Origin of the sequence: Gallibacter intestinalis (genome assembly GCF_014982745.1) — a bacterium.
Classification (GTDB): domain Bacteria; phylum Bacillota; class Clostridia; order Peptostreptococcales; family Anaerovoracaceae; genus Gallibacter; species Gallibacter intestinalis.
The window spans coordinates 116,312-129,193 of sequence record NZ_JADCKA010000002.1; the positions used below are offsets into that span (position 1 = coordinate 116,312).

The window sequence follows — 12,882 nt, forward strand, 5'->3', positions numbered from 1 at the left end:
ATACAGAATCTAATATTCGCAATTAAATCTTGTTTCAAATTGGCGTTTAAGTCCTTCTCTAAACTTAGGATGAGCAATTTCAACCAAGGCTCTTGCTCTTTCCTTTAAGGTCTTACCTTTAAGATGCGCAATACCGTATTCTGTAATAATATAATCGGCGTCATGTCGTGTAGCGGTTACAGCCGCACCTTCGTCGATAAAAGGAACTATCTTTGAAATCATTGTTCCGTCTTTTTTAACAGTTACAGAAGGCATTGCTATAATGGCTTTTGCTTTTCCGTCCTTTGCCATAGCAGCGCCCCTCATAAAGTCTACCTGACCGCCTACACCAGAAAACTGTCTTGTTCCAATGCTATCGGACACAACCTGACCAAGGAAATCCACCTGAAGTGCCGAATTGATGCATACGAGTTTTGAGTTTTCCGCTACAACAATCGGATGGTTAACATAGTCAACGGTCTTTAACTCAACCATCGGATTTTTATCTACAAAATCATACAGCTTTTGAGTACCCATAAGGAATGTAACGACCATTTTACCAGGGTCCAAAGCCTTTTCCTTGCAGTTGATTACACCGGCTTCAACCAGTTCAAGAACACCGTCTGATATCATTTCCGAATGAATACCCAAGTTCTTTTTATCCTTAAGCTGAGCTAAAACCGCATTAGGAATAGCTCCTATACCAAGCTGCAATGTTGAGCCATCTTCTATAAGCTGTGCACAATATTTACCTATTGCCTCTTCAGTTTCACCTATAGGAGCGATGGCGCTCTCATATAAAGGTCTTGAGGTTTCTACAAATTTGTCTATTTCGCTTACATGGATAAGAGTCTGTCCATAAACATATGGGCACTTGTCACTTACCTCAGCAAGCACTGTTCTAGCAGATCTTACTGCCTGCAAAGTGTAGTCACATGATACTCCCAGACTTACATATCCGTGCTCATCCGGCTTTGAAACAGTTACCAATGCAACATCAACTTTAAAATAGCCCCTCCTGATCATATCAGGTACTTCATGGAAATACACAGGTGTAAAATCAGCATCTCCAGTTTCAACGGCCTTTCTTGTGGTACCGCTTAAAAACCATCCGTTAAATGTAAAGTTGTCCTTGTATTTAGGTCTTGTGTATGCACCATCTCCCATTGTAACCATATGAGAAACAGTTACATCTTTGTAATTGGCAGCATTTGCAACCATAGCGTCCACCAGAGTCTTTGGTTCTCCAGCAGCGTGAGCAAATACCACCGCATCTCCTGATTTTATCTCATTTACAGCCTCCATAGCTGAAACGAGATTGTCTTCATAATACTTTTTCCAGTTCATTTTTAACCTCCAGAAGAGAAGATAATATATGCTCCTTCTGATCATAATCAGATATTATAAGCGCCTTCTTAAAATCATACTGAATATAAGAAGCGCATCGGCTGTGACAGCCGCATATCACAAGGATTATGTCATATTGTTCGTCTTCTCTGGCATATTCAAAGAGGATATCTGCGCCGGACATGCCGGCGCATTCCTCAGATATCTCTTGATACAGCATTCCTCTGTGATATCGCGGGTTACATCCTCCGCAAAATCTGACAGCACATTTTACCGTCATAGTAATTACCTTTATTTAATTCCGGCAATTGCCTTTGCAAGTTCCTTCTTAGCTTCGATGTTACCCTGTCTGGAAATCATGATTCTCTGAGCCTGTGGAGAACCAGCTCCGTGCATGGATTCTGTTCTGTATCCAACTGCAGAGGATCCCAGGCAGATGTTTTCGAGGAATCTTAAGATTCTCATTCTTTCTTCAGTTGTGCAAGATGGTGAAGCAGCAAAGTACTTATTGCAGATATCTCCTATAGTCTCGTTATTCTTTCCTACTACCAAGTCGGACTTGAAGTCCTTTTCGGAAGGCATAGTAACCATAAGTCCGCCTGCTATGTCTTCAGCCAGTCTTACAATCTCATAAGGGAATCTTGTAACATTCTGCTTGCAGACATTTGCAAGGAGCAGATCTATCTGATAGTTTCCGGCCTTTGTAGGATAGCCCTCTGTGGAGCATGCGATACCGCAGCAGTAAAGTGTTTCGTTAAGATGTGTCATTTCAATGAGCTTATCCTTAACGTGTGAAGCCTTGTTTGCTCCGTTATAGTCAGCGGCCAATGCGGCAGCACCGATTATAACATCGCCTACACCTACTTTACATCCACCGTAAGACTGTCTGTGGTATCCGGCAAATCTTTCTACCATCATTCCTGCAAATTCAGTTTCTCCGCAAAGGAAGATTCTATCGTTAGGAATAAATACGTCATCAAATACTACAAGTGCTTCCTGTCCGCCGAACTGCTTGTTACCCAGATCCACATCTGCACCTTCTTCAAGCTTTCTTGTATCGCAGGACTGTCTTCCGTAAATCATGAATACTCCGTCAGCATCAGACTGAATTGCGAAGGAAACAGCATACATTTTATCTTCTTCCTTCATTGCCATAGTAGGCATAATCAGATGTTCATGGGAATTAATAGAACCTGTCTGGTGGCACTTTGCTCCTCTTACAACGATACCGTCTTCTCTGATTTCCTTAATTCTAAGGAAGAGGTCAGGATCAGGCTGAGCATGTGGAGCCAAACTTCTATCACCCTTAGGGTCAGTCATAGCACCGTCAACTACCAGGTCATTTTCCTGAACATATTTGAGGTATTCAACGAAATTCTTATGATAATTTGTTCCGTATTTTTCATCTATTTCATAAGTTGTAGAATATACAGCGTTAAAAGCGTCCATACCTACGCATCTCTGGAAGCAGGATGCAGTCTTCTGTCCGCAAAGTCTCTGCATCTTAACCTTTTTCTTAAGGTCTTCAGTGCTCTGATGCAGGTGTGAAAATCTGTTTACAGTTTCACCTGTAAGATTTGATTTAGCTGTCATAAGGTCAGTATACTGTGGATCCAGTGCAAGATCGTATGTTACGGCAAGACAGTTGATTGAAGGTCTGATCATAGGATGATCTACCCAGTTATCAATTTTTTCTCCGAACATATATACTCTTGTGTTGAGTTTTCTTAAGCTTTCTATATATTCTTTTCCTGTCATCAACATTTTATTTTCCTCCTTAATTTGATATATTAAGTATTTTTCTTGCCATGTCGAGAATATCTTCGCTTACGGAAGTGTCCAGTTTTACATCGGACACCTCTGGAAGTTCCTTTAAAATAATTTCTTTAATTGTCAGCTCTAATGTATCCTGAGCCGAGGGACATGAAGCACACGTTCCGTTTAATTTCACATAAGCAATTTTGTTTTCGTATTTTGTAAGTGTTGCGCTGCCGAAATGATCGGCTAATACAGGATTGACTTTGGTTTTTATTATATTATCTATCTGTTCGTGTATCATTTCCCTCACCTCAGTTACATTATACTAGATGCAGGCTTTAATTGCCTCTTCAAATATTTCAAGTCCCTTTTCAAGCTGAGCGTCTGTTACGCAAAGCGGACAAAGGAATCTAATAACGTTGTTGTGTACACCTGCTGCTTCAAGGAGAAGTCCGTGATGAGCAGCGTAGTTAATGATATTGGATACCAGCTCGCTGTTTGGTTCCTTTGTTTCTCTATCTTTAACAAATTCAACACCAAGCATGGAGCCAAGTCCTCTTACATCACCGATAATATCGTATTTTTCCTTCCACTGGCCCATAACTTCAAAGCATTTTTCGGAAATCTTAAGTGCCTTACCAGGATAGTCTTCTTTTTCCATAATTTCTGCAACCTTGAGACCTGCAGCGCATGCTACAGCGTTACCGCAGAATGTACCGCCGATAGTACCCGGAGTTACTGCATCCATGATTTCTGCCCTTGCTGTAACGGCTGAAAGAGGAAGTCCGCCGGCAATGGATTTTGCTGTTGTCATGATATCAGGTGCGCATCCTGCTTCCTTATAGTACTGAGAAGCAAAGATTCTCTGTAATTCAGTTAGGTAATAATTATGGAAGCAATGATGGCAACCAGAGAAATTGATACATATACATCACTTTCCTGTATTGTCCATAGCTTTCCTATCTTAGGAATAGGGACTACATAATTAAGCGCAGTGGAAAACGCCGGACCTTCCCACGCTGCTACACCAAGATAAGCCAGTGCAGTTGCAAGTCCTGCAAATACCGAAGGCCAGTATCCCATGGATTTATAGGCGAATACTACGCCGCCACCAGTAAATGGTATCGCAGGTGTCAATTCCGAATAAATGAGACCTACGAAGATGCAGAGTAATGCGCCAACCACATAAGCAAGAATAGCGCCAAGCATACCTGCGGATGCTGCCCATTGACCGGAGAGCATCAAAATGTCTTGATTGTTAATTTTTCAACAACCTTTTTATACAAAAAAACATTTCTCATTTATTCTTCACTTACTTTCAACAATCTTATGAAATGAATAATAAATCAAAAATGAATTACGCAAAAAATGAATCAGACCATCCAATTCAACTATGAATTAGATGGTCATAAACCTTAAAATTAACTGTATCTATCCACTTTGATACAATCGATATCATTAGATGTTTAAGTCAAAATCGAATTACTTACACATGATTTGCTTTTCAAACTCATCCTTAAGCCATTGTCTAAAATCAGGATGGGCAACATTTATTATCGCTTCTGCCCTTTCCTTTACTGTTTTCCACTTAAGTTCTGCAATCCCATACTCAGTTACAAGATAATCAACATCCTGCCTTGATGTTGTAACAATATCTCCACTATCAAGGCAAGGAACTATCTTTGAAATTAATTTACCATTCTTTTCAAGGGTTGATTCCATTGCAATTATGCCTTTTCCCAGTCCATCCTTTGCCATAGCGGCACCCCTCAAAAAGTCAACCTGACCGCCTACTCCGGAAAACTGTCTGCAGCCTATGGCATCGGAGACGACCTGACCAAGTAAATCTGCCTTTATACATGAATTAATACATATCATTTGGGAATTATTAGCGATTTCCCTTGGATCGTTACAATGATTTACTTCTCTCATTTCAATGTCGGGATTTCCGTCTACAAAATCATACAGCTTTTGCGTTCCCATAAGAAAAGTGGCAACCATTTTGCCTGGTTTAAAGGATTTTTTACTTCCGTTAACAACTCCTGACTTAGCCAATTCAACTACGCCGTCAGAAATTAGCTCTGAGTGTATCCCAAGATCTTTTTTATTTCCCAGCTGAGCTAAAACTGCATTTGGTATTGCACCTATACCCAGTTGTAATGTGGCCCCATCATCAATTAGCTGCGCACAATACTTGCCTATCTGCTTATCATTTTCTCCCAGTTCGGGCACGAAGCTTTCAAAAATAGGTTCGGAGAATAATACAAACTTGTTTATTTCGCTGACATGTACACGGTTCTCACCAAATGTATACGGCATCCTATCATTTATCTGAGCTATAACAAACTTGGCTTTCCTTACAGCGGCTACCGTATAATCACAAGCAGTTCCAAAGCTTACATATCCTTCCTCATCAGGAGGTGTAGCACTGACCAATGCAACATCGCATTTTATAGCATCCTTTTGTATCATTTCAGGAAGCTGATGGAAAAAAACAGGAATAAAATCAGCTTTTCCCTCATTTACAGCCTTTCTTACAGGTTGTCCTATAAAACATGTTTCGAAGTCTATATCGTTTTCATCCCCAACATATGTTCCATCTCCTGTTGTTAAAAGCTGCATCACTTTAACATTCTTTAAACTATCTGCATATTCGTTTAAAGCCCTTGTAAGTGCATGGGGCTCTCCTGCTGCAGGAGAAATAACCACTCCTGTTCCCTCGTCAATCATCTCGATGGCTTCCTTTGGTGATATTATATTTTCATCAAAATAGCTCTTCCAGCTCATATTTTATCTCCTATGGTAACTTTACTATTTAGTCTGCTTTTTCGATTGTATTCTTCAATTATCTCTCTGATTTTTTCATCTGTAGCTTCTATTTCCTTTTTAAAATCGGCAGCTTCAATTTTAAAAGCGCCGTTACCGGTTATTATCTGCTGCTCTAGGTTGTCGGATGTGGCAACCCTCATATAAGCCTTACCCTTTTCTTCATAGGTGGTCTTTTCGATGTAACTGTCGGCAGTTTCGCCCTCTTTAGTGTATACCACCTCAATATCGTTAAATCTCTCGTTTTTTCTGTTTCCACCTTTAACCTTATATGCATCAAAAACTACAGTAATAATACAATTTCTATATCCCTGATAGTTGCTTAAAATTTCCAATAAAGCCTGTCTTGCAGCGTCCAAATTTACTGCAGCCAAGTTTTTAAGATCTTCCCAAGCATAAATGATATTATATCCATCGACAATAAGGTGCTCTTTCAGTATTTTTCCATCTATTACAATCTTGTTTTCTCCGGTGGGTCTTATTATCTGCTTATGAATATGGGTTTTGTCTTTTGCCTTTCCATAGGTCTTTTCAAAAATAGATTTAAGATCATCATCTGTATTTAAGCCTCTGCTATTGCTGTTATAATCATGCCTTCTATAATCAGAAATCGCCATAGGCCTTATATGAGCCATTTCACTGACCTTATCCCATTTTACAATTACACCGCTTCCATGACGGCAAAAAACGCTGTCACCTGTATTTTCCAAATCCCCAAATGGATCATATGAAACTTGGGCAATTACATCATCAGAATTATGACACTCTGCATAGACTGTATTGCCAATTGACACAGTTCCAAGGCCATTGGTAAATGAGGATAATTGCACCGGATAATCTGAAATTTCTCCAGCAGGTGCTTTGCCCTTAATCACTGACATTTCATCCTCCTGTTTAGGCTGAGTAAATGAACCTGACATGGATGTTATATCGCTCATAATCCTTCCAGTAAATTCCTGAGGAGCCGTTATTTCAAAATCGCATACAGGCTCCAACAGGATGCTGTTATTTTTAAGCACTCCGTTTCTCATAGCCCGATATGCTGACTGTCTCAAATCTCCGCCTTCAGTATGCTTGTCATGAACTCCGACAGCAAGTATCTTTACAGAGATATCCGTTAAGGGAGATCCCGTAAGTACACCGGGATATGACCTTTCATCCAGGTAGCCTGCTACAATTTTACCTTTTTCGGAACCCTTTCCGTCCTCAGTAGCATCAATAAAGACTATTCCGCTTCCCTGTTCTCCTGGCTCAATAAGCAGATGAACTTCTCCGTAATGTCTGAGCGGTTCAAAATGACCGATTCCGATAGATTTTTCAGTTACTGTTTCTTTATATCTAACTCTACCCTTATCGAACTTAACTTCGAGACCAAGTCTGTCCTTAATTCTCTGACTAAGAATTTCAATTTGCACATTTCCCATAAACATTATGGATATTTCTCCAGACTCTTGATCCCATATTATATCAAGCTCCGGTTCTTCATCCATAAATTGGGAAAGTTGAAGATAAGCTGCCTTTGGATCCACATTCTCCGGCAGGATTACCCTGTATGAAAGAACAGGCATAATTGAAGCAGTCGTATTTTTATCCTCGTATCCTAGGCCCTGTCCCGGGAAGGTGTTTTTTAACGAAGTCACGGCACAGATACAGCCACTTTCGACATTATCCACCTGTCTAAATCCGCTTCCTGAATAAATCCTTATGGTGCCGACCTTTTCAGTCTCTTTTCCTGTATTAACAAGCTGTCTAGCAGATAAGCTTCCACCGGTTATCTTCATATAAGTCAATCTGTTTCCCGAATCATCTCTAGCAATTTTATATACCCTTGCACCAAATTCATCAGGATATGTCTTTTCATCTGTATAATCGATAATGCCCTGTATCAGATTATCAACGCCATCAAGCTTTAGTGCCGAACCGAAATAACACGGTATAATGGTGCGTCGGTTTACTGCAGCTCTTATATTTTCAGTCGAAATACTATCCGACTGCATATATTCCTCCATAATCTGCTCATCTCGTACAGCTAACTCTTCCTGATATTCGGGTGTTTTTAAAAGGCTGTTCATATCAACGCATCTGTCATCCATCTCTTCATTTAATGCGGATAAAACCTCTTCTCTGTTATCACCGTAAATATCAGTTTTATTTACAAAAATAAATAGAGGGACCTTATATCTTTCCAAAAGGCTTATTAACGTCCTTGTATTTCCTTGGACCCCTTTTCTTGCATCTATCACTAAAACGGCATAGTCCATAATACCTATGGCTCTTTCCGTTTCAGATATTAAATCAGCATGTCCCGGTGTGTCCACAAGTATCATTTTTCTGTCGCCAAAGCTCATTTCAGCCTGTTTTGAAAAGATTGTTATACCTCTTTGTCTTTCCTGAATATCATCGTCGAAAAAACTGTCTTTTTTATCTACTCTTCCGTGATGTCTTATGGCACCGCTCATATACAGCATTGCTTCTGATAGGGTAGTTTTGCCGGCATCCACATGGGCAAGCATTCCCAGTACTGTTTTAGCCATTTAAAACTCCTCCTCTCGGAAAAAAAGGCCACCATTCCCAAACTCCCAGTGACCCTTTCCTGCTCCTACCTGAAAGTGAAATTTAGCAATACCAAGATCATACATATTTAGAGGATTAGGTTCCTTAACTCTGGCATTAACATTTCCTCCGGAATAATAAAACTTAACAGGTTGCTTATTCATTGCCGAAGGGGCTTTTGAGACCATTCTAATACCTTCAATAAACCAGTTAGGGGGTTCTTCTTCGCTGTAAAACAAATCCTCTATTTTTTTACTTTTAACAAGCTTATGCATGCTTTTTCTTATAAGTTTCTCTTTGCTAGTTTCCTTTGGCTTTACTCTACCAAATACTATTGCACAGCGGAAAATTTGACCTTTTTCCACCGTACATCTGCATTTCTTTTTGTCAAAAGTGCCACCAACCCAGCAGGTTCCAAGACCGAGCATTTCACAGGTAAGCACCAGCTCTTCTCCGTAATATCCAAGCTTTTCCTCTATTAAAGGATCTCCGGCAGGGCCCACCAGGGCAATATAATTTCTCACGCCGGAAAAGGTCCCGTATCCGCCTTTAACTCCCTGAAAACCCTGGTTTTCATCTATCATAAGCTGGATATTGAGACCTTCTCTTAAATTAGTTCTTTCCACTATATCACGGAGAATCATTACTTGATCTATAGTTGGAAGTTCACTTGTATATGAACGCCTTGATATTCTTGATAATATCGCCTTTTTATAGTCCATCAGATTATTCTCCTGAAACAAAATGTGATTTTATAAGCTCCATAGACTCGCCAACGGTGAGTCCAGAAACATTTACTGTAATGTCAGCATATTTTTCATAAAGTGGCTTTCTTTCATCGTAAAGATCCTGTAAGGTCCATCCGTCTTTTATGGAAACTCCTCTTTCTCTTAAGTCTCCCAGTCTTTCCTCAAGTTCCTTACATGTTATATCAAGATAAACCACAGTACCTTGTGCTTTAAGATTTTCCATGGCCTTTTCACCGTATACAACGCTTCCGCCTGTGGCAATAACGGTATTTTCCACATCAATGGCAGCATTGACTTCCTCTTCGATAACATTAAAACCCTCAGGACCGTGGATATTTAAAAGTTCCTCAAGTCTCATACCCTTTACATGCTGAATCAAAATATCGGAGTCTATAAAATCCATTCCCATATTTTTAGCTAATATTACGCCATTTGTGCTTTTGCCACTTCCAGGCATACCAATTAAAATTATATTATTTTTTGAATTAGTCATTTCTCTGTCCTCATCAATCATTTGCCTTCATGGATTCAACCATATCAATCTTTCTGATGCTGCGTCTCATTATAAGGTTTACAAGGAAAGTAAATATTCCCATTATTACAAATGACAAAACATAGCTTAGCAGATAGATGTTTCTGCCAAACATCATTCCTCCTACCTCTGCGGTCTTTATAACAAATCTATGCAAAGCCAGTCCCAAAGGTAATCCGCAAATCATTCCCAGTACTGCAAGTATATTTATTTCTCTGAATATGTAAGAAGATACTTCCCTTTCATAAAATCCCAAAACCTTTATCGTTGCCAGTTCTTTTTTTCGCTCGCTTACATTAACATTAGTGAGGTTGTACAGAACTATAATAGAAAGTCCTCCTGCAGAAATAATCAGCACCATTACAATGTAATCTATGTTCTTTACAGAATCATTAAAGTTCTGACTAATGGTATCCGTTGCAAGAACATATTCAACATCCGGTTCATTCATGACATCACGTACAAGGGAATCTGTATCTTCGCTTTCTGCGACTTTATCTTTAATATCTACATAAAGAGTTGAATAATCTGGAGCTTTTCCAAATGCATCTTCATATGTATCAGCATTCACAAATCCTACGCTGCCCACATAATTTTCACAGATGCCGCTAACCTTCATTTCCTTTTCTTCACCACTGTCAAGAGTTACAGTTACTGTATCACCTGTTTTAACATCAAGCACCTCACACATTTTCTCGGAAAGCACAACTTCCCCACTTTTAAGTTCAAGGGCTTCATGTCCAGTTCTTGTTCTTATATCTACAAAATCAGACAAAGCTTTTTGATTTTCAGGCACTGTGAGAGTAAATGTCTCCTTATCACCATTAAATGCAACCTCTGCATTTTCCTCTGCAAAGAATCCTTGCTTTTCATATATATCCTTCGACGGCTTCCATTTATCCTTATCAACGGAAATTGTCATATCATATTTGAAGATTTCACCATACTGAATTCCAACTATATCATTTATGGAATCCCGTATTCCAAATCCTGTAAGCAATAATGCAAAGCAGCCAGCCATACCTATTATAGTCATCAAAAATCTCTTCTTATATCTAAACAAATTTCTGAGAGTGACCTTTCTAGTAAACTTAAGCCTGCTCCATATTGGTGTTATTCTTTCCATAAGGATTCGCTTACCTGCCTCAGGAGCCTTAGGCTGAAGCAGAGAAGCCGGCTTTTCTTTAAGCTCTCCTCTGCAAGAAAAGTATATTGTAAAGAGTATTACAGCAATTGTAACCGCGCCTATTGCAAGGGCCATAGGCCATATGAACTTAGTTGTAACCTCCGGTATGTTATACATCATTGCATATGCGTTGGAAATAACTTTAGGAAATATTACAAAACCTAAAGACATTCCTACAGCTGAACCGATTAAGGATGCTACAAAACCGTAAACGAGATAATAGTTTCTAATGACTCCATTGGTATATCCAAGGGATTTAAGAGTTCCCACACGGCCTCTTTCCTCTTCTATCATCCTTGTCATGGTAGTAAGAACTACAAGAGCTGCCACCAGGAAAAAGAATACCGGGAAAATCCTAGCTATGGCTGCCACCTTGTCTGTGTCGCTTTCATAGCTTGAGATACCCTGAGCATCAAGTCTTCCGGAAATGTACCATTTGCCAGTTTCTATTTCATCAATTTCCTTTTGAGCATCATCCAGCTGCTTTTCAGCACTGGCAAAGCTCTCATTGGCAGTTGCAAGACCGTCTCTGTACTCTGCCCAGCCCTCTTCTATATCATTAAGATTACCCACAAGCTCAGCTCTCTGGGCTGTAAGTTCTTGCTTAGTTTTCTTAAGCTCAACCCTTTGATCCTGAAGCTGTACCTTCTGAGCTTTTAAGTCTGACTTTTGCTTATTCAAATCAGAAAGCTGCTGTTTTAAAGAATTTAACTGGCCTGATACCTTGGATTCGTTTTCCTCTATCAGTTTAAGACCGCTTTCTGCCTGACCTCTAGTAGCCTGCAGTTCCTTTAACTGAGCTTCAAGCTGTGCTTTTAGTGTTTCATCTGTAGTTATGGCAATCTGAGTTTCTAAGTTTTTTTCTGCTTCCTTTATTGCAGCTATGCTTTCCTCAGTTTTACTCTTTTCAGCGGATAGTTGAGTAAGCCCGCTTTCCGCTTGGGAAATACCATCATTGATTTGAACTATACCGTCGTCTATCTGTTTAATACCGTCATCTATCTGCGGCAGACCTTCATCAATCTGAGATATACCGCTGTTAACCTGACTTAATCCGTCATCTATCTGCGATATGCCGTCAGTAACCTTTTGCTGGTTTTCAACTAGCATTTTGCGACTGTCTTCCAGCTCTGCCAAGGCTTCAGCCTTTTCTTTTTCATATTCGGCACGACTCTTGTTAAGCTCTTCCTGAGCTTCGTCCTTAAGCTCCTTATATCTTATGTTTGACTGTTCTTTGCCGACTGCTTCAAGCTTATCAAGTATTTCCTCAGACCAATCCTTGTATTCATCGGAAAATGTATCTTTATCTATATCACTAATCTTCCCATAAAGAGCTGTATATGTCACATCGCTGTCGTCTTCCTGAACATATATGCCTAGAGCAACGCTTCCTTTACCTATGGTTGTAACCTCTCCCATTGTAGACATGAGAACTGGAGAATAAGCTATACCTGTTGCCTTATATTCTCTGCCATCTGAAGTGGTAAATACATCTCCAATCTTAGCTTCATAGCTGTATCTGTTAGGCACCTCGATGATGCATTCATTATCATTTTTAGGGATATCGCCTTCGAGCAAAGTAAATTTATTTAGTCTGTCCTTATCGTTAAAATCTATATGAAAAATTCTAGTTTCCAAATTTTCACCTTCGCTGTCGCTGACCATTATATCTTCTTGTTCAATAGCCATAACATCTGAAACATAGGAAAGATCACCCACAGCTTTAACATTTTCATCTAAAAAGCCGAGAGTGCTCTGTATATAGAAGTCGTAAAGATTACTCTCCTCAAAATATTCATTTGCGCTGTCTTTCATGTCCGGTGTAGTTGCCAAAAGACCTGCAAGAAAACCTGTACCCAGTGCTACTATGCTGACTATGGCAAGGAATCTTGAAAGGCTTCCCTTTACGGACCTTACGGACATTTTAATAAAGTTCTTTTTAGTCATACATT

General features: G+C 39.7%; 11 protein-coding genes and 1 pseudogene. All 12 read right to left on the reverse strand.

All coding sequences use genetic code 11. From position 1 onward, the window contains the following. Positions 1-9: 9 nt before the first annotated feature. Positions 10-1,326, reverse strand: coding sequence for an acetyl-CoA hydrolase/transferase family protein (locus INF20_RS01965; RefSeq protein WP_226384713.1), 1,317 nt, complete (start codon positions 1,324-1,326; stop codon positions 10-12). Next, positions 1,304-1,606 carry a hypothetical protein gene (locus INF20_RS01970; protein WP_226384714.1) on the reverse strand — a complete coding sequence of 101 codons (303 nt, stop codon included), beginning with the start codon at positions 1,604-1,606 and terminating at the stop codon, positions 1,304-1,306. The genes INF20_RS01965 and INF20_RS01970 overlap by 23 nt, the downstream gene beginning before the upstream one ends. Before the next feature lie 11 nt (positions 1,607-1,617). After that, positions 1,618-3,090: a 4-hydroxyphenylacetate 3-hydroxylase family protein gene (locus INF20_RS01975; protein WP_226384715.1), complete on the reverse strand. Its 1,473-nt coding sequence runs from the start codon at positions 3,088-3,090 to the stop codon at positions 1,618-1,620. A 13-nt stretch (positions 3,091-3,103) separates the two neighbouring features. Continuing rightward, positions 3,104-3,385, reverse strand: a complete 282-nt coding sequence (locus INF20_RS01980; protein WP_226384716.1) for a NifU family protein — start codon at positions 3,383-3,385, stop codon at positions 3,104-3,106. Between the two features lie 24 nt (positions 3,386-3,409). Further along, positions 3,410-3,898 carry an aminotransferase class III-fold pyridoxal phosphate-dependent enzyme gene (locus tag INF20_RS01985; protein WP_404812907.1) on the reverse strand — a complete coding sequence of 163 codons (489 nt, stop codon included), beginning with the start codon at positions 3,896-3,898 and terminating at the stop codon, positions 3,410-3,412. Positions 3,899-3,960: 62 nt separating this feature from the next. Beyond that, positions 3,961-4,326, reverse strand: a complete 366-nt coding sequence (locus INF20_RS01990) for an APC family permease (protein ID WP_226384717.1) — start codon at positions 4,324-4,326, stop codon at positions 3,961-3,963. A gap of 240 nt (positions 4,327-4,566) precedes the next feature. Further along, positions 4,567-5,871 carry an acetyl-CoA hydrolase/transferase family protein gene (locus tag INF20_RS01995; RefSeq protein ID WP_226384718.1) on the reverse strand — a complete coding sequence of 435 codons (1,305 nt, stop codon included), beginning with the start codon at positions 5,869-5,871 and terminating at the stop codon, positions 4,567-4,569. Next, positions 5,868-7,691 carry an NYN domain-containing protein gene (locus INF20_RS02000; protein WP_449757707.1) on the reverse strand — a complete coding sequence of 608 codons (1,824 nt, stop codon included), beginning with the start codon at positions 7,689-7,691 and terminating at the stop codon, positions 5,868-5,870. The genes INF20_RS01995 and INF20_RS02000 overlap by 4 nt, the downstream gene beginning before the upstream one ends. Before the next feature lie 93 nt (positions 7,692-7,784). Then, positions 7,785-8,444 (reverse strand): annotated as a pseudogene (locus tag INF20_RS08045) (GTP-binding protein); the annotation flags it as partial. Beyond that, positions 8,445-9,185 carry a nitroreductase family protein gene (locus INF20_RS02005; RefSeq protein ID WP_226384720.1) on the reverse strand — a complete coding sequence of 247 codons (741 nt, stop codon included), beginning with the start codon at positions 9,183-9,185 and terminating at the stop codon, positions 8,445-8,447. It abuts the pseudogene before it with no gap. A gap of 4 nt (positions 9,186-9,189) precedes the next feature. Then, complete coding sequence (locus tag INF20_RS02010) at positions 9,190-9,705, reverse strand: shikimate kinase (RefSeq protein WP_226384721.1); 516 nt, start codon at positions 9,703-9,705, stop codon at positions 9,190-9,192. A 13-nt stretch (positions 9,706-9,718) separates the two neighbouring features. Further along, positions 9,719-12,877, reverse strand: a complete 3,159-nt coding sequence (locus tag INF20_RS02015; protein WP_226384722.1) for an ABC transporter permease — start codon at positions 12,875-12,877, stop codon at positions 9,719-9,721. Positions 12,878-12,882: the final 5 nt, after the last annotated feature.